This window comes from Methanococcoides sp. LMO-2, assembly GCF_038432375.1.
GTDB lineage: Archaea > Halobacteriota > Methanosarcinia > Methanosarcinales > Methanosarcinaceae > Methanococcoides > Methanococcoides cohabitans.
The window spans coordinates 915306-934070 of the sequence record NZ_JBCAUS010000002.1 but is presented as its reverse complement, the minus strand read 5'-3'; the positions used below and the strand labels follow the sequence as shown (position 1 = coordinate 934070).

The 18765-nt window shown below is 46.1% G+C and carries 13 protein-coding genes and 1 pseudogene; 6 read left to right on the top strand and 8 right to left on the bottom strand.

Annotation, left to right across the window (positions count from 1 at the left end):
* Positions 1 to 62: 62 nt before the first annotated feature.
* The 7 genes from proB to mcrB all read right to left on the bottom strand — a co-directional run bounded on the left by proB (position 63) and on the right by mcrB (position 7772).
* Positions 63 to 1190 (bottom strand): glutamate 5-kinase, encoded by a 1128-nt coding sequence (gene proB, locus WOA13_RS04845; protein WP_342126820.1) that lies wholly within the window; start codon positions 1188 to 1190, stop codon positions 63 to 65.
* 22 nt (positions 1191 to 1212) lie between these two features.
* Entirely contained in the window at positions 1213 to 2562 is a 1350-nt protein-coding gene (locus tag WOA13_RS04840) for a glutamate-5-semialdehyde dehydrogenase (protein WP_342126819.1), read from the bottom strand.
* Between the two features lie 279 nt (positions 2563 to 2841).
* Entirely contained in the window at positions 2842 to 4560 is a 1719-nt protein-coding gene (gene mcrA / locus WOA13_RS04835; protein ID WP_342126818.1) for a coenzyme-B sulfoethylthiotransferase subunit alpha, read from the bottom strand.
* A 14-nt stretch (positions 4561 to 4574) separates the two neighbouring features.
* Positions 4575 to 5321 carry a coenzyme-B sulfoethylthiotransferase subunit gamma gene (gene mcrG / locus WOA13_RS04830; protein ID WP_342126817.1) on the bottom strand — a complete coding sequence of 249 codons (747 nt, stop codon included), beginning with the start codon at positions 5319 to 5321 and terminating at the stop codon, positions 4575 to 4577.
* Between the two features lie 12 nt (positions 5322 to 5333).
* Entirely contained in the window at positions 5334 to 5936 is a 603-nt protein-coding gene (mcrC, locus tag WOA13_RS04825; RefSeq protein ID WP_342126816.1) for a methyl-coenzyme M reductase I operon protein C, read from the bottom strand.
* A gap of 6 nt (positions 5937 to 5942) precedes the next feature.
* The gene (mcrD, locus tag WOA13_RS04820; RefSeq protein WP_342126815.1) at positions 5943 to 6431 is read right to left on the bottom strand and encodes a methyl-coenzyme M reductase operon protein D; all 489 of its coding nucleotides are present in this window, start codon (positions 6429 to 6431) and stop codon (positions 5943 to 5945) included.
* A gap of 36 nt (positions 6432 to 6467) precedes the next feature.
* Positions 6468 to 7772 carry a coenzyme-B sulfoethylthiotransferase subunit beta gene (gene mcrB, locus WOA13_RS04815; protein WP_342126814.1) on the bottom strand — a complete coding sequence of 435 codons (1305 nt, stop codon included), beginning with the start codon at positions 7770 to 7772 and terminating at the stop codon, positions 6468 to 6470.
* A gap of 417 nt (positions 7773 to 8189) precedes the next feature.
* Between mcrB and mmp10 the strand changes: the two genes are divergently transcribed.
* On the top strand, positions 8190 to 9425 hold the full coding sequence (gene mmp10, locus WOA13_RS04810) for a methyl coenzyme M reductase-arginine methyltransferase Mmp10 (protein WP_342126813.1): 1236 nt from the start codon (positions 8190 to 8192) through the stop codon (positions 9423 to 9425).
* A gap of 120 nt (positions 9426 to 9545) precedes the next feature.
* Here the strand turns inward: mmp10 and WOA13_RS04805 are convergent, their stop codons facing one another.
* The gene (locus WOA13_RS04805) at positions 9546 to 12983 is read right to left on the bottom strand and encodes a DNA polymerase II large subunit (protein ID WP_342126812.1); all 3438 of its coding nucleotides are present in this window, start codon (positions 12981 to 12983) and stop codon (positions 9546 to 9548) included.
* Between the two features lie 135 nt (positions 12984 to 13118).
* Between WOA13_RS04805 and WOA13_RS04800 the strand changes: the two genes are divergently transcribed.
* From WOA13_RS04800 to WOA13_RS04780, 5 genes and pseudogenes are all read left to right on the top strand, one after another.
* Positions 13119 to 13583 (top strand): hypothetical protein, encoded by a 465-nt coding sequence (locus WOA13_RS04800; protein WP_342126811.1) that lies wholly within the window; start codon positions 13119 to 13121, stop codon positions 13581 to 13583.
* Positions 13584 to 13913: 330 nt separating this feature from the next.
* Positions 13914 to 15629, top strand: coding sequence for a sodium-extruding oxaloacetate decarboxylase subunit alpha (gene oadA, locus WOA13_RS04795; RefSeq protein WP_342126810.1), 1716 nt, complete (start codon positions 13914 to 13916; stop codon positions 15627 to 15629).
* Positions 15630 to 15644: 15 nt separating this feature from the next.
* A pseudogene (locus tag WOA13_RS04790) lies at positions 15645 to 17138 on the top strand (acetyl-CoA carboxylase biotin carboxylase subunit).
* Positions 17139 to 17189: 51 nt separating this feature from the next.
* Positions 17190 to 18155: a biotin--[acetyl-CoA-carboxylase] ligase gene (locus WOA13_RS04785; RefSeq protein WP_342126808.1), complete on the top strand. Its 966-nt coding sequence runs from the start codon at positions 17190 to 17192 to the stop codon at positions 18153 to 18155.
* An 11-nt stretch (positions 18156 to 18166) separates the two neighbouring features.
* Complete coding sequence (locus tag WOA13_RS04780) at positions 18167 to 18715, top strand: S-layer protein domain-containing protein (RefSeq protein WP_342126807.1); 549 nt, start codon at positions 18167 to 18169, stop codon at positions 18713 to 18715.
* Positions 18716 to 18765: the final 50 nt, after the last annotated feature.

The window sequence follows — 18765 nt, the reverse complement described above, 5'->3', positions numbered from 1 at the left end:
TCCTGTGTATTGACGGAACCATGTTTTAAAAATGTTATTATACACTTATCATACGCTATCTGTTATTTGAGAAGACCGATGTTCTCTTTCTTGATCACGTGGTCATAGTTCTTATATCCAAGTATCTCAGCTATCATATCCGTGTGTTTTCCTTTGATAGACTTGAGTTCTTCAGATGTGTAATCTGTAATGCCTTTTCCAAACACTTCTCCGTTACACTCCAGCTTAACGATATCGCCTCTGTCAAAGGCTCCTTCTACTTCAAGAACTCCTGATGGGAGAAGGCTCATACTATTGGATATGGCCTTTTTAGCTCCGGAATCGACTTTAATGATGCCGGAGGCTTTCCCGAGTATGATCCAGCGTATACGGTTCTTGTGAACGAACTGGTTTGCGAGAAAGAGTGTTCCGATGTTCTCTCCGGAGAGCACCCTGCTGATCACATTGTCAACATTGCTGTTCGCAATGACCATGTAGCAGCCTGCCATATTGCAGATCTTTGCAGCTGCTATCTTTGTGCGCATGCCTCCAACCCCTTTCATGCTGGTGGGGCTTCCGCCATAGCTTTCAATGGTAGGTGTGATCTCTTCAACGGTGTTTAACAGTACTGCGTCATCATGACGTTTTGGGTTCTTATTGTAGAGCCCGTTTATGTCGGTTAGTAACATCAGTACGTCTGCTTCTGTTTTACTTGCGACCATTGCGGAGAGCTTGTCATTGTCACCAAGGGTAGCCTCGATCTCATGAACACATATCGGGTCGTTTTCGTTGATGATCGGAATAACTCCGTAGCTCAATAGTGTGGAGATACTGTTCCTCAGGTTGAGGTATGTTAATCTGTTAGTGAATGAGTCGTATGTCAGAAGTATCTGCGCTACGTTGAGGTCATATTTGCGGAAAGCTTCCATCCAGTGCTGCATCAGGAAACCCTGCCCCACAGCAGCAGCTGCCTGCCGTACAGGAATCTCCTTTGGACGGCAGTTGAGGTTCAGTATCTCGATCCCGATCCCGATAGAACCGGAACTTACCAGTATTACCTTCTTTCCGGCATTGTGCAGCTCTGCGACCTGTGCTGCGACCTTTTCCATAAATTCCGTATTAAGGCTTCCATCTTCCCTGCTGATCGAGGTCGTACCTAGCTTGATTACTATTTTCTCAGCATCACCAAGTATCTCTTTTCTGTTGATCAAAGTGGGCACCTTTTAATTGTTATCAGTTGTCCAGAACGTCAGATAGTTCTTTGTCAAGCAACCTGTGGGTAAATGGCTTTGGTTCATCTCCGGCATAATCTGCTACCTTGTCCCCGTTACCTAACAGGACGTACTTGTAAATGACCAGTCCTTCCATTCCAACCGGGCCGCGTGCATGTATCTTGTTAGTGCTGATTCCTACCTCTGCACCTTTTCCGTAGCGGAACCCGTCTGCAAATCTTGTGGATGCATTGACCATTACACTTGAAGAGTCCACAAGGTCGATGAACTGCTTTCTTTTTGCTTCATCTTCTGTGATTATCGCATCTGTGTGGTGGGATCCATAGCTGTTAATGTGGTTGATCGCTTCTTCAATGGAATCGACCAGCTTTACTGAAAGTATAAGTTCATTATATTCGGTCTTCCAGTCTTCCTCGGTTGCTTTTTTGAGGTTCTTAAAGCCAAGATTTTCTGCAAGTGTATATGAGCCCTCGTCAAAACGGAGTTCAACTCCTGCATCCTCGTACCTTTTGATCATTTCAGGCATGAAATCCCCTGCTATCTCCCTGTTTATCAGCAATGTTTCCATGGCATTGCACACTGCAGGGTACTGCACCTTTGAGTCGAAGCACACATCGTATGCTTTGTGCAGGTTCGCTTTATTGTCCACATAGGCATGGCATATGCCATCTGCATGTCCGAGGACCGAGATCCTGGTATTGTTCTGTATGAACTTCACGAAATCATTGGAGCCACGTGGGATCAGGAGATCGATGTATTCATCCTGTGCAAGGAGGTCCATTACCTCTTCCCTTGTTTCCATGAGCTGGAATGCTCCGCCTGGTATTCCTTCTGTGTTTTCCATGGCTGTGACAAGTATGTCAAATATTGTACGGTTGGAGTTGAGTGCTTCACTGCCGCCTTTGAATATGGTAGCGTTCCCGCTCTTTAAGCAAAGTGACATGATCTGCGGGACAACGTCAGGACGGGATTCGAAGATCACTCCTATAAGGCCGATGGGGCAGCTTACCTGATAGAGGTCCAGACCGGTGTCAAGTTCGAGTGTCCGGAGTGTTTTTCCGGAAGGGTCTTCCAGTTTAATAACATCGCGAATACCGCTGATCATTCCGTCGATCTTTGAATTGCTGACCTTAAGGCGGTCTACGAGCGCCTGTGAGAGCTTGCCTTCAGCCATCATCTTTTCGGCTTCTTCGAGGTCAGCCTTGTTTGCTTCTAATATCCTGTCGCGGTTTTCGTCAAGTGCGTTGGCCATGGCTTCAAGAGCCCTGTCCTTTGTCCGAGTGTCCACACTTGCAAGTGTAATGGAGGCTATCTTTGCTTCCATTACTTTCTTTTCTATCTCTGTAGCCATGAAGTGATCACCTTGTGAAAAGATAATATGGTAATATCCGGGGTTTTATTGTCCCTGTGTGATTTTAATGCTTTGGATGATGATTACTTTACTCATATAACTATCGATTTATTGGCTTTTATTTTTGTGAAACAGCTTCTCAAATAATAAAATAGCTTTCACCAAACAAAGCTCACGCTGATCATCAAAGGTTAGTGAATATGATAAAATGCGGACCTGTTGTCCAAATCAAAAAAAGATAGAAAAAAGCAGGCAAAGCCTGCCTTTTTAAATTTGTGTTTATTTTGCTGGGATGATGAGTGATCTCTCACCAGCTGGCTCGAACTCTCTGATTGCGCCTCTTCCAAACTCTTTCCTTGGTGCGGTAAAGTCGAATGGGAGAAGGTCATCTGCGAAGCAGACCTTGATCAGTGGGTTGACTGCCCATGCATCTCCACGTCCAGCGTGTGCTGCTGAAGCGATTGCGGTGTAACCACCCTGGTGACCTACGTTCATTGCGTAGTTAGGGTAGTTTGGACCACGGAGCTCAACAGGCAGACCTTCGTCGGACTGGAAGGAGAATACGTTTGTAGCACCACACTGGTCCTGCAGGTCGTATCCGAAGAAACCAAGACGTCCGTGTGCTTCCTTGTGCAGGTACATTGAAAGGTACCATGCGGAAAGACCAGCGTTTCCGTTTCCGGTTGCGAGTGCTGTTGCACTACCTGCTGCTGCGGAGAGCATTGTTGCTCTCTGGGATCCACCGAAGTGGTCTTCGAGTGCTGTTGGGTACTTCTCGTAGTTCTCGAGACCATAGATTGTGGACTCTGTTGCGATGTCCTTGACAACATCCATTGTTGCCTTGACCTTGTTGTCGGTACCCTTGTTTGCTGCACCGTCGTACTTGTCGTTGATGTAGTCAACGTTGTAGTACAGGTTGTCGTCAAGGATGTTGTTGGTGTATGCAGCGGTTGCATACTGTGTGAATCCGACACCACCAGACATGTAGGAACCGAGCCAGATCTGATCGTAGAGCATACATCCTCCACCGACTACCTCGAGAGCTACGTGTGCTGGGTCTTCTGCGTCAACACGGCTTGTCTGGATGATATCTGCCATGTGACCGAAGGAAATTCCACCAGGCTCGTTTGGACCACGTGCACGTCTTGCTGGAAGCATGTCACCCATTGAGATAACACCAGCGTGCTTTGCTGCGTATGAAAGGTCCGCTACTGCTGCTTCACCAGCACACATGTTGTATGCTGCGATGAAGGACATACCGACCTGCATTGCCATCCACCTTGAGGTCTGTGCACCATCTGTTGTTCTGCTTACAACGGTTGGGATGTGTGCTGCCTGCCAGGTTGTCTTTCCGATAGCTGCTTTGAGTGCTTCTGCCTGGTCCTCTGGGAACTGCTTGTTGATGTCGATGAGGAACTGACTGTCGATCTCATCTGCAAGTTCGTCGTCACCAGTGAAGATCTTCACGTAACAGTCATCTACAAGAGCTGGGTGTGTTTCGACCATGTGCTCCTGAACAACTGCTCCACCAGGGAGTGCGTGGTTGAGCACTTCAAGGTAGTGGTTGATTGTTTCTGGTGTGACTTCGATACCGAGACGCTTCTCGAGTGTCTCGTGAGCCATGTCCATACCGACAATTGTGGTTCTTCTGATGTCATCCCACATCTGCTGCATTGCAGCGTTGTTGACGTAGTGGAGGTCATCGGTCTCGACCATAATGTCAGTACCGGAAACGAAGGATGGTGTGATTGCTCTCTGACCGAGTGGGATACCACCACAGTGCATCATTGGGTTGTAACCAACGAGTCCTCTAGCTTTAGCCATTTCCTGGCCAGCTTTCTTCATCTCGACTTTTCTTGGGTTCTGGTCAACACCAAGACGGTAGTATGTCACTTTCTTGTCAGTGATCTCTCCGCCTTCCATCTTGTTGTCGCCGTGTTCTTTTGTGAATTTAACTTCTAATTCTTTCTGGAACAGTCTCTTTCTATCATCTGCCATTTTTCTCACCTCGCTTACTCTGGCTTGAATCCATATGCGGTTCTCTTCTCAAACACTGTGTGGACCCATTCGATGACCTCTGCGTCATCTCTGAATGCAACATTGTCTACACGGTAGATTGTGGTTCTCTTGGCAGCCTCTTCCTCGGACATTGGCTTTCCGAAGTCGACCTTCTTGTCGATTGCTCTTCCTACCTGGTCCTTGTGCATGATTACTACGCCATTCTCAAGGCGGCATCTGTCAAGCATGTCGAACATAATTCCATCTTCTGGGAGACGGAGTGAGTGACCGTGAACAGTTGCGCCACGAAGGCTTGCAAGTGCTGGGCAGGTCATTTCTGTCTCGAGCTGGAACTTTGCGATCTCTTCCATGTCTCTCTCACGAGCCTCAACGACCTGACGACCGGAAAGTGTACCTGGGTCGACACCTCTGTAGTTGATTGCTGCTGCGTAGGACCTGAAGTATGGTGTTGATGGTGCGTTGTACATTGAGTCTACGAACTGAACGTACCTTACCCTGTCACCAGCTTTTGCGCCTGGTGTTGGTTCGACCATTTCTCTGATTGAGCATTCTGGTTCACCCATCTCAGCGAGTGGTGGGTGTGTGCTTGGGTAGTCACTACCTGGTGCACGGTGTCCGAGTACTAATGTAAGATCGTCGTCAGAGACTTCCCTGAGCTTTTCGACGTCTCCGGACATGTGCTTTCTTCTGTTTTCTGCAACGGATGTTGCACCTGGATAATATTGTGCTTCGTATGCCATATTATACACTCCTTAGTTATCAATAGATCTCATTGTGTTCTTCACGGATTTCACGAGTTCGTTCAACTTGTCCCTTGAACATGATTCTCCTCTTGTGACTCCTGACACAATATCCATAACTTTTCCTTTTGTTAGGGTCTCGTTATTTTTAGGCTTCACAATTTTGGTCTTAATTCCTCCCTTGGCAAAATCTTCAAAGTCAATTTTAGTCTGACAGACGATTATTGCCGGGACCTCTGCATCCTTTAGAATTTCCCTTACTTTTTTGACCACATGGTCTCGTATGTTCCCTGTATGGATAACTGCCAGTTTGTGCCTTGATATCTGCGCAATTTCTTCAGGTGTTATCCCGAATGCGCCGGACCTCATTGGTGTATCAGGTATTCCTGATCCTGAGTTCAATACCAAAACACTGACCTGTATATCCTCCCTGCGCATGCCGTATGTGAGTTCACATATCGGTTTTGTGATGTGACGTCTGCCGGGACTCATTGCGACTGTTATGACATCAGGGCGTCCGGTCTCTGAAAGAGTTCCGCGTTGTGCAAGCCCTCCGCCGCGGCCGAGGCCCATTCCATGTCTGCAGTCTACAACTTGTGTTTCCCGGTCAAACATTTAACATCATTCCGCTGGATTTAAGGTACAAATACGATTACCCACTTTGCCTTTCGGATCTGTCAGTCCGAGGACTGTAGGATCTGCTCCAGGACCACGTTTTGCATAGTCGGAGACGGTCTGCCTGGTTGGTAAGAATAGTCCTTCTCTGAACTCGAGTCCCATCGGAAGTAGTCGCTCACAAACTTCCCTGATGTTGTCTCTTATCTCTGAGTTAAGGACTTCCAGCCTTATGCGGCCAACAATTACAGCCAGGCTAATGTCCGTTTCACCGATACGGATCGTGTCACTGAACTTATGGTTGACAACCTGTCCTGTCGCAGGACCGTACGGTACGGTCACTGGAAGTCTTGGGCCCTGTACGAATGCCCTTGTGATGCCTTCTATTTTGCTCAGTTCGACGAGTAGTTCCTGTGCGGTTTCCGGGCTGAGTAACCTTCGTGGAAATATCTCGATCTGTATGAGGTTTTCTGTGTTTGATGCAGAATCGACCATTATTGATTACCTTCAAGATCTGTTAGAGCTCTTGGTTTAGAGTGCCCCTGCAACTGCTTTGATTGGCTCTCTGAATTCTTCGATTGAACCGAACACATTTCCAACAAGTCCTGATGTCTTCTCGATGGTGATCATCTGAGTACCTGCATCAAGTGAACATGCAGCGGATACACAAGGAATTGCGAATCCTCTGGAGTGTCTTGTTACAACGTGGTTACCATTGAAGATACCTGGTCCACCGCCACCATAGATTGAGTGACTGAAGAAGGAGAATCCTACACCAGTACCCTGTGCTCTACCCATGTCACAGCCTGGAAGACCTGTTTCTTTCTCAAGCATATCGTTGAAGTACAGGATGGTTGATGATACATTCTGAGCTGCTCTGCCTGCTGCACAGTTTACGAGTGTAGCTGCGAGCTGACCAGCTGCTGCGCATGCGTTCCACATGGAAACGTCATTTGCCTTGTAGAAGTTGTATCCGGATGGTGCCTTGTGGTCGACCTCGATGATACCTGCTTCGAGTGCTTTCTCGACAACGGTCTCGATGACTGATCCGACTGTGCCGGTCTTGCCGTTTTCTTTGACCATTTCGTAGACGATGTTGTTAGCGTTAAGACCCTGATATGCGAATCCGAGTAACTGGTGTCTTGCGAATGAACCGACTGCGTTACCCATCTCGAACATACCTGCCTGCTCATAGATTGAGGAGAGTGCAGCAGCGTTCATTGCCTTTCTGCCTGTGATAGCAGCGACGTGGTTGGTCATGATGTTCCTAAGGGAGAATCCAAGACCTTCATTCTGCTGTGGTATGCTAAGAATTGATGCAACGTTTCCGCCGCTCATGTCCATGGTCTGTGGGTAGCTACCCCAGACAGCGCCCTTTACGAGTGGTGCATCGAACATGTCGGTGTTGTATGTGTCAATGATGGTCTGTACAACAGCTGCTGCACTTACTGTACTTCCTGAAACGAAGTCAGCACCAGCGTCTGTCCTTGCGCTTGGAACCTGCACAAGAAGCTGTTTTCCGCCACCGATCACTTTTACGTTTGTGTCATCATCGTCGCTTGTCTTTACAAGATTTGCAACAGATTCTGCGATTGCGTCTGCGTTCCCTACGATATCATACTCAAGACCACGGCCAAGGATCTGACGTCCTTTGCCACCATACTTGCCGGTTGCGAGACCTTTCTCGATACCTGCAAGGTTGACAGCTACAGTCCTCTTTGTGTCTTTGATGATCTTTCCGATTGCTGCATTTGTTGTTGGTGCGAGTGCCATTATGTCAACGTCACTTTCCAACAGTGTACCTCTGTCGTCATATATGTCTACTTTGTCAGACACGATATTTCCTCCTAATTTTATTCCAGAAATCCCTATGGGAACCACAAATTTGAGCGATGGCACAGGAGTTTCCTACTGTTGCCGGGTTGTGTTTAATAATATCCCCAATGGTCATTCTTCTAATTGATTCAAATTTGGAACGTCGTTTTTAGGTTTAAAGCTTTTGCATTTCATGCAAGCTCAACAATTTCCATCATCATTATTCATTACATTAATGTGCTCTTATTGCTTTTATTCTGAAATACGGGTGCAAATAATCATACTATCTGCATACGCATATACAAATTAGTATGAATCATTTTGTCAATTATATCTTTATTAATTAATTTTGGAAAGAATAATACTCAATGTTTGCCTCCCCCGTTCTTTACACCACAAAGGTTTAGTAGTACGTACATAGTCGTAACCACGATCTATATGGAAATAGTCGCTGATGTCGGAGGTAACCCTGGTGTGGATTGCCGTGGGTTCTGCAAGTATTGCTATTTTAAGAAAGTAAAGGATGTACCCGCTTTTGGTTGCAAGCATTGTTTCCCTTTTTCAAAGGGATGTGACTATTGTACCAGAGGCGTCAAAGAGCTATACTCCGGCTTCAAACCTGCCCAGTATGTAATGGGTGAAGTATCACAGTCCCTCCATTTTGGTTCAGGGGATGTTGACAAGTTCACCATAAGTGGCGGCGGCGACATAAGTTGCTATCCTGAACTTAAGGAGCTGGTCTCTTTCCTGTCCCAGTTCGGAAAACCAATACATCTTGGATATACCAGTGGGAAAGGTTTTACTTCCGAAGATGATGCTCTCTTCTTCATCGAGAACGGTGTTACTGAAGTTTCATTCACAGTATTTGCAACAGATCCGCAGGTCCGTGGGGAATATATGAACGATCCGGAACCGGAAGCATCTCTTGCTGTTCTCCGGGATTTCTGTGCTCATTGTGAGGTCTACGGTGCGATCGTTGTGATCCCGGGTGTCAATGACGGTGATGTTCTTGAGAAGACCCTTTCAGACCTTGAGGATATGGGAGCTGCAGGTGCGATACTGATGCGCTTTGCAAATTCAAGGGAAGAAGGCCTTATCCTCGAGAATGCTCCGATCATGGAAGGCATCAAGTCCCAAACTGTCGAAGAGTTTACCCGGATAGTACGCGATGCAGCTGCAGCTCACAGTTTCAGGATCACGGGCACTCCTCTGGAAGATCCTCTTATCGGATCACCCTTCGCTATAAGATTACATGATGACCTGCTCACAAAGTTACCCGAGGTGACAAAGGAAGCTACTGTTATCACAAGCAGGGTTGCAGAATCCCGGCTCTCCGAGATATTTGACAAGCTTGGGGGCAGTGTCAACGTCATCGGACTGGACAAGGACATCGGATGCCTTATCACCATAGAGGATTTCCGTGACCTGGACCTGTCCAATGTGAAAGAGACAGTCCTTATTCCAGGTCGTGCCTTTGTCCACGATCCCGAAGTAAAAGGAGTGCTTTCCAGCGATGGTGTGGAACGTCTTGTAAGACGTGGTCCGGATACACTTACAGTTGATGGTGAGATGTCAATAGGTATGAGTGAAGAAGCTGTTCTTGAACTTGAAATGGAGAATTTCACAGAGCTGATTCAGCATATCAATGCCATAGGTATGCCTCTTAAGAAGTGATGTTTGAAAAGAGGAATCTGCAATTTTGCGGTAATGTCTCTGCACTAATATATAGTGTCAATGGATCAATAATATAATAAAGCAATAATGCATCGATAATGCATCCATTGCTTCTCTTTTTCACATAAAGTCCGAAAGTCCCATTTGTTTAGACCTGTCATTCTCAAAAAGTGACTTCATGTCGTAACCTATCAACTCAATGCGTTGTTTTGTATAACTGGAAACGTTGTATTCTTCCGCCACTTTCATTGAGACTTCAAGATACTTTTTGACGGCTCCTTCATGGACCGTAAGTATTACCCTGCCGCCGCATTTCGGGCAACTGCCTGTGAGCGGTGGCCTGCGATATTTAGCACCGCACTTGACACATCTTGTTCCCTGTCTTGAGAATGCCCTCAGGTTTCCGAACATGTCCGGCAGGAAGTGTGATATCAGTACCCTCTCTGCAACATCTGATGCATCGACTGCACGTATCTTCTTGCCCAGCTCAAGCTGTGCGTCCATCTTCTCGACCATACTCCCAAGGGTCTTGTAAGCACTTTTTAATGGGCCGGCAGCAATGTCGGAAGTGTCATGGGTGAACATGAACTTCTCGTACTGCAATGGGGTACCAAGCCTGCTACTGATAAGATCAAAGGTATCTTCGAATTCCTTTGGGTTAGTTATCTCTAGAGTAGCTTCGTAGAATTCAAGAGGATACGACTCGCATACGTCTATATTATGTGCTTCCTTGTCTACCTCGCTGGGATCGAGCCTTGTGGTAAGCACAAGTGGTGCGTCCATCTTTCCTCCTCTCTTGTCCGGAAGATATTCATGTGAGAAGTTGAGCAGCCCGTCCATAAGCAGCATGACACAGTCCTCATCCCCGTCACAATTACGTCTTTTTGCGGCATGGAAGAACGGATGGGCATATCCTACGGCAGCCGTTGTGAATCCTATGAGCCTTCCAAGAACTCCTGCTGATGTGTGCGGTGCCAGTCCCATCAGGAGGATGCCTACTATATCATCTCTGGTCTTTGCATTATAATATGGATCGACCTTGTAGTACTTGACCAGAAGGTCATCGATGTACTGTGTTGTCCTAAGGAGATAATCAGCACAATCGTATGACACCACAAGATCCTGTACCTTCAGGCAGAGTACCTGGTCAGGGTCTTTAAGTGTTTTTCCGTAAATGTCTTCTTCATAGCCCAGTTCCCTGAACTTCTCACAGGTTACGCCTAGCTCCGAAGGTCTGATGTGGGTAAGTGGTATATCGGACATGTCATAACGGACTGTCCCGTCCTTGAACGTGAACAGGTCGTGTTTGGCTCGGAGAATGCCTTTTTCTAGTGGCTCGGGTGTCATGTCCTTTGACATCATCTTCTTTACACCCTTGAAGGAGTCGAGGTTATCCCTTTCACCTATCTTCTCGAACGCTTTCTGGTATATTTTTTTGAAATCTATCTTTCTCATGCTGGTACAGGTCGTCTTTGTACCGCACTTTGGGCACTCCTCTTTGTTCACGGAGATGCCGCATCTCGGGCAGAATAGCTTGGGCAGTGTATATTCGCCACAGTCACATCTGTATTCGAAAGTTTCCACTCCACATGCAGGGCATATCCTGTTCCCGATCTCTACAGGTATCTCGCCGACCTTTGCATTGGCAGATATCTTGAAACCTGCCGCGTTGTCGAGCTTTCGTGTATTGCCTCCCGCCTCTGCGATCGGGAACAGCACATGGGGCGCCGGTGACATCTTCCGTTTATCGGATTTTTCCGGTCTTCCCATCCTTGCACCGATACGCGTTGGTGCCCTTGGACGGACTTCAAATTCCGTGATCTGGTTGATATTGTCAAGTACCTCTTCGTTTTCAAGAGTATCCCATTTTTTCCTGAGTTCGTCATCAAGTCCAAGAGTGTATATTAGTGGCAGTGGTTCCTCGATCACTATCATCCCGTCAATGATCCTATGGAGGACAAGGAGCAGTTCAAGTATTCTTTTCACTCCGCTTGATAGTGCATTCTCGTAAGGTAACTTCAGGATCGTTCTGTCATTCTCCAGTCTTCCCTGTTCTGACACGAAGTCAGCAAGTTTCTCGAACTGTTCGTTTTCGATGTCATGCCAGAGGTATGTGAACTTCGGATGGAGTGGTACGCCGTACTTTTTGCTGATCTCCAGTGCGGTGTCCTGGTCAGGCACCTTAAGTACACCTTCAGCAATCGATGTATCTCCTCCGGCTTTCCTGTACTCCTGTATCCACCACTCGAAACAGTAAGGTGATGGGGCAAGGGGATGGTTGTTCTCAAGGAAATCCCCGTAATTGATCAGTATCTCTCCGATATCAATGATCTCTTCTATTTCCGGCCTGAATTTGTATGCGTCCTCTATAAGGTCGACCCTGACAACATCTCCCGATCTCAACTTTATAGTAGGACCTTCAATTGAATCCACTGGTGCCATTCCTGCAGCTTTTCCGGGTCTTTCAACTTTAAGCTGTGTTCCTGGTGCGATGAAATCGTCCATTACGATCATTCCGGCCGGACTTATCCCTGCGGCTGCAAATGATGTGTTGCGTGATCTGCCGTAGCGTAAACGGAAACCTCCGGGTCGGGATGGGTGGGAGAACACAGGCCTTCCGGCGATCAGGTCGCGCATGTATTTGTCTTTCGGCTTGATCTTCGGTTTTTCTTCCTTCTTATCTTCCCCGCTACTGTCGTCTGGTCCCTTTGCACCTGATATCAGCTGGTCGAGCCATTCCCACCCATCGATCTTGAGCTTTCTTACATGCTTCTGTATCTTCGGGGCCTTCAATGCAAGACCTTCGGCAAGTACAAGCGCCATTCCACCACGTACTCTGTTAGTTTCAATTCTCTCAAGGTTGCGGTGTCCTTCAACCTCTTCTGCTTCGGTTGGCTCTCCATCGATGCAGATCGGGCAATTCTCAACGATCAGCCGGATCTCTTCTTCGGAAGGGGTGTATTGGAGACTTGCAACCCTCTTGTATAGCATGATCTCTTCGATGTAGCGTTCAACCTCTTCTTTTCGAGGCTTATACCTGTCAATGCCTACGCCTCTTCGCACATAATCGCCAACAAGGACAGATAATGCCTGTGCAGTACCTCCTGCACTGCGTATAGGGCCTGCATAGAAAATGCTGACATATTCTGAACCGTCATCGTTCTTTCCGACACCTGCACGGTCGATTCCCTCGATCGGGGCAGCGACCACGCCTTCTGTCAGCATGGCAACAGACACCCGGATGGCAGCTTCAATAGCTTCTGATTTTGAATCGAACTCTCCGACTTTTCCCTGGGCAACCTCTCTTCCAAGTGCCAGCGCAGCTTCTTCCCTGGATCTCGTTTCTTCCAGTTTGCGGATGAGCTCTGCTACACCTTTGACACCAATCAGGTTCTCTACCCTGTCCGCAAGGTCCTTTGCAAGTGGGATCTCAACATGTGGTTTTGGGTCCTTTCCATTCGAACGTGCAGTGTTGACTATCTCTATCTCCCTTTTCAACGTTCCTTCAAGTGTGTTGAAGTACTCCTGCATCTCCTCGCTTGCTACAATTTCTGCCATGTTGGGTTGATCTCCCTGATTGATTGGATATGGCTTTTGGAATTAAATAAGTGTTGATGTTCTTTGGAAAATGTTCCCGCTGGTTTTTATAATTTGAATATTATATGAGTTGTGTTATTTGAAGGAGGATCTATATTGAACAGGATAATTCTTACGTTATTAGTTATAGCGACTTTATTCTCTGTACCTGCATCTGCTGATCTTTTCAGTGAACTTGATCTTGTAGTTGACGAATACAATATGAATGCGGACAGTGCACCGGCTCAACTTAATACTCTTCTTGGAAATGAGAACATTCTTGCGGTAATTGATATGGAGGATGGAAGCACACTTGCTTTGAAGATAGTTACCGAGGATATGTTCGTGACCGAATTCAGTGTTACGGATCAGGATGGGTCGGATTTCACTCCTTCTCTTATGATATATACTGATGAGGGTACCATAGGTCAACTTCTTGATTCAGAGGATCCGTTAAGCGTCTTCCTCGATGCTTATGATACTGGTGCCATTGATATTGAAGCAGTGGGATTTGTCGACAAGTTGACTCTTTCTGTTGGCAATATTATGATAAAATTATCTCAGCTATTGGGTTTTATCTGATATTTTCTTTTCTTTTTTATTTTGTTCATCTTCATTTCTTCGACTTCTGATTTACCGGGCAGTATAACCTCTGCCATTCTATTTTTTTAAATTTATTCTCAAATTGATTTATTGCTATTTTCTTTTTAGTTTATACGTGCTGGCTAATAATGACCTTATTCCCTGCTACTTATATTTTATTTAAAGAAAGAAATACCTATTTTCCCCTGTCCTTTATAAACGCTTACCAGAAAGTACATAAAAGGAGATGTTTAATTATGTACAATTTAGGCTTATTGTGAATACAAACCCCGGATCGGGTCTAAATAGATCTAATTATGAGGTAAAACTATGTCAGTAAAAATCACGGAAACAATCCTTCGAGACGCACACCAGTCTCTTCTTGCGACACGTATGCGAACCCGTAACATGTTACCGATCATTGAAGAACTGGATGAGGTCGGTTATTACTCCCTTGAAATGTGGGGAGGTGCTACATTTGATACATGTATCAGGTACTTGAACGAGGATCCGTGGGAACGCCTGAGGGAGCTTAAAAAACATATGAAAAATACTCCCGCTCAGATGTTACTTCGTGGTCAGAACCTTGTGGGATACCGTCACTATTCAGATGATGTTGTGGAAAAGTTCGTAACCAAGGCCCACGAGAACGGTATTGATATCTTCAGGATATTCGATGCTGTCAATGACATCAGGAACATGGAGAAGGCAATAACCACTGCAAAGAACGTCGGAGCCCATGTACAGGGTACGATCAGCTACACCATCAGCCCGGTGCACACCGTGGAGAAGTATGTTGATTTTGCAAAAGAACTTGCAGATCTTGATTGTGATTCCATCTGTATCAAGGACATGGCAGGTCTGCTTGCCCCTCACGAGGCATACGAACTTATCAGCTCACTCAAGAAAGAAGTGGGTCTTCCTGTTGCACTTCACTGCCACTGCACATCAGGCATGGCTTCAATGAGCTACATGGCAGCCTGTGATGCAGGTGTAGATATTCTTGACACTGCTTTATCCCCACTTGCAGGCGGTACTTCCCAGCCACCAACAGAATCAGTTGTTGCAGCACTTGCAAGAACCAAATATGATACTGGTCTGGACCTGGAACTTTTTACCAAACCCTCCAGGTACTTCAAGGATCTCAAGGAAGAATATAGGGGCATACTTGATCCTATATCCGAACAGATCGATACTAATGTCCTGCTTTATCAGATTCCTGGTGGTATGCTCTCCAACCTTGTCTCACAGCTCAAGGAGCAGAATGCTCTTGACAAGTATGATGCTGTACTTGAAGAGATGCCAAGGGTACGTGAGGAGCTTGGATATCCTCCTCTTGTCACTCCTACCAGCCAGATCGTAGGAACCCAGGCAGTGCTGAACGTTCTTATGGGTGAGCGTTACAAGGTCATTCCTAAAGAGGTGAAGGATTATGCACGTGGTCTTTATGGTAGGTCACCTGCACCTATCAGTCAGGAGATGATCGCAAAGATCATAGGTGACGAAGAGCCTATTACCTGCCGCCCGGCAGACCTTCTTGAACCTGAGTATGAGACTCTTAAGAAGGAAGCAGAGGAGCAGGGTCTTGTAAAGAAAGAAGAAGATGTCCTGACCTATATACTGTATCCTGCCATTGCACCAAAGTTCCTGCTCGGTGAGGCAGAGGAAGAGGACCTTCTACCTGTGACCGTTGCCCAGGCTGCTCTGCAGGCCCATGTGGAAATTCCAACAGATTACCGTGTTGAGATCGATGGTGAGGTATTTGATGTCAAGGTAGAACCTACCGGAGGCTCAGTGCAGGTGGTCGAGAGCTCAAAGCCTGAGATCGAGTGTGAAGGTGCAGTCACAAGCCACATGCAGGGTATGATGCTTTCCATCAATGTCAATGTTGGTGATACTGTTGAGGAAGGGGACAAGATCTGTGTGATCGAAGCCATGAAAATGGAGAATGCTATCCATGCTCCGTTCAGTGGTGTAGTAAAAGAGATCTATGTTTCTGAAGGTGATGCTGTCACTACAGATGAAGTTCTCATGGCTATCAACTGATGCCGGGGTATAATTATGTTCAAAAAAGTACTCATAGCTAACAGAGGTGAGATCGCCATACGCATCATGCGTGCCTGCAGGGAGCTTGGCGTCTCTACCGTGGCTGTTTATTCAGAAGCTGATAAAAATGCCCTTTTCGCAAAGTATGCTGATGAGGCATATCTGATCGGCCCCGCTCCTTCAAGCCAGAGCTATCTGAATATTGATAAGATCCTGGAAGTTGCTAAGGAGTCAGGCACAGAAGCTATTCATCCGGGGTATGGTTTTCTTTCTGAGAACGCCACGTTTGCAAAGAAATGTGAGGAGAATGGCATAACCTTTATCGGTCCTTCAAGTGATTCTATCGAAAAGATGGGTAGTAAGATCGCTGCCAGGGCACTCATGATAGAGGCTGGAGTTCCTGTAGTTCCCGGTTATGATAAAGCGATCGAGGATGCTGATGAGGGCATTGAGATCGCAGATTCCATCGGGTATCCTGTAATGATCAAGGCATCTGCAGGTGGTGGTGGTATTGGTATGAAGATCGTCCACTCGAGAGATGATTTTGCTTCATCACTGGAATCCATCCAGTCAGTTGCAAAGTCTGCTTTTGGTGATTCTACTGTATTCGTTGAGAAATACGCTGAAGAACCACGTCATATCGAGTTCCAGATACTTGCTGATAATTACGGTAATACGGTTTATGTATCGGATAGGGAATGTTCCATACAGCGCAGACACCAGAAGCTCATGGAAGAGGCGCCTTCTCCTATCATGACACCTGAACTTCGCAAGGAAATGGGTGAAGCTGCAGTAAAAGCAGCGAAATCAATAGGTTACAAGAATGCAGGTACAGTGGAGTTCCTGTATTCAAAAGGTGATTACTACTTCCTTGAGGTCAACACACGACTTCAGGTGGAGCATGGTATCACTGAACTGGTAACCGGTATTGATCTCGCGAAACACCAGATCCTAATTGCAGACGGCGAAAAACTGCCTTTCAAGCAGGAAGATATCAAGATCCAGGGGCATGCTATCGAATGTCGTATCAATGCGGAAGATCCTTTGAACGACTTTGCACCATCTCCTGGTAAGATCAGAGGCTATCGTTCTCCGGGGGGGCCAGGTGTGCGTATGGACAGTGGTGTCTATATGGGCTACACTATCCCGCCTTTCTATGATTCCATGATCGCAAAATTAAGCACATGGGGAAGTGATCGTGATGAGGCCATCAATAGGATGAAGAGGGCTCTTTATGAGTTTATCATATAGGGAGTTACTACCAACATACCATTCCATAAAGCTGTCCTGGACAACGAGGCATTCGTACGTGGTGACCTGACAACACACTTCATTGATGACTATGATATCATAGAAGATGTCAAAAAGGTCGTTGAACGTGAGCATGAAAAGAATATCACTCTGTCATCGGTGCTTTGTTCCAATTCCAGAAAGGCTGCAGCCGCAAGTGTGGCGGTCGGTGCCTACGTGAATACTGCAAAACAGCAGAACAATCAACAGACTAAATAAGGTCTGTTGACATTTTCTTTTATAATTAGATATGATGTGGGGGTCTTTATCTTGGCTGACAGGAAAATGGATATTATAAGAGCTTTGAAAGAAGCAGGGGATGCACCCATCTCCGGGGAAGATCTGGGTGAGAAACTGGGTATATCCCGTACAATGGTGTGGAAATACATAAAAGCCCTGGAAGAGGATGGTTACGTAATTGAATCATCTCCCGGGGCAGGTTATGTTCTTGTTTCCACTCCTGATAAGCTCTATCCGGCCGAGATAAGCATTGGACTTGATACTTCTATTATTGGGAAAGATATCCACTATTTTGAGACAGTTGATTCCACCAATGATATGGCAAAGAAAATGGGTCTTAAGGCTGAAGAAGGCACCATTGTTGTTGCTGAAGTGCAGGAAAACGGACGTGGTCGCAAAGGAGATCCGTGGATCTCTCCAAAGGGGGGTATATGGCTTTCTGTTATCCTTAAACCGTCTATTCTCCCTGCTCATGCACCGCGACTTACTCTTATGGCAGGGGTTGCTGTTGCCAATACCATGAGACAATTTGGTGTTGATGCATCTATAAAATGGCCAAACGATGTTGTCATTGGTAAAAAGAAGATATGTGGTATCCTGACGGAAATGGATGCCGAGGCAGACCATATTGGTTTTGTGGTTATCGGAATTGGGATCAATGCCAATATCCCTGTTGAAGAGCTTCCGGAAGAATTGAGGGAGGGTTCTATGAGCCTGAGTTCCATTAAAGGGGAATGCATAAACAGGGCGGAGTTCGTTCAGGCTTTGCTAAGGTCCCTTGAAACAGAATACCTGCGTTTCAAAGTGGATGGCTCCACTAAGATCCTGGAAGATTGGATGTCTTTGTCCAATACTATAGGTAGGCAGGTTGACGTTATAACACCTCACAAGATCATCTCAGGAAAAGCTACAGGAATTAATGCCGATGGTGCTCTGATAGTTGAAAATGATGAAGGTGTACATGAAGTTATTGCAGGTCGATGTATCTATAAATGATGGTGTTTGATTTGACCACTGGTAGAAATTACAGGTCATTGATCCTGTTTTTCATTTTAATTTCATTTCTTGTAATGCCGACTTCAGGTGCCCAGATAAGGCCTGAGGTATTGTTAGATGGAACCGGTATCTTTATAGAATCCGGCGATTCCTGGGAGTTTAGTCAGGGGTATGTTTTTGTCGTCAAGGATGTAAATGAAGATGGGGGTGCATGGGTAGAACTTTCACTCGATGGTGCTCTTCTAAAGGATGTAATCCTTCAGGAAGGTGATGTCTTTGTATATTCTCGTGATTCCAATGAGATATTCAATATGACAGTTGATACTATTTATTATGGCTCGGATGCTGAGCTGGTGACCTTCAGGCCAGTTTATCAGTATCGTGATATTGCTCTCCCGGCTCCACTACCTGATGAGTCCGATAACTCTTCAAATGAATCAGATGTCCCATCTATTCCGGATGTTACTCCTGATGAGAATATTCCGGGTTTTGGAATTTTGATGTCATTATTGTCGTTGACATCGATCTTTATCTGCAGTCGCTTTTTTATTAATAAGTGAGGATGATTTCAGGCAGGGCAATAAATAGCAAGATTTAGGTGAAATTGTCT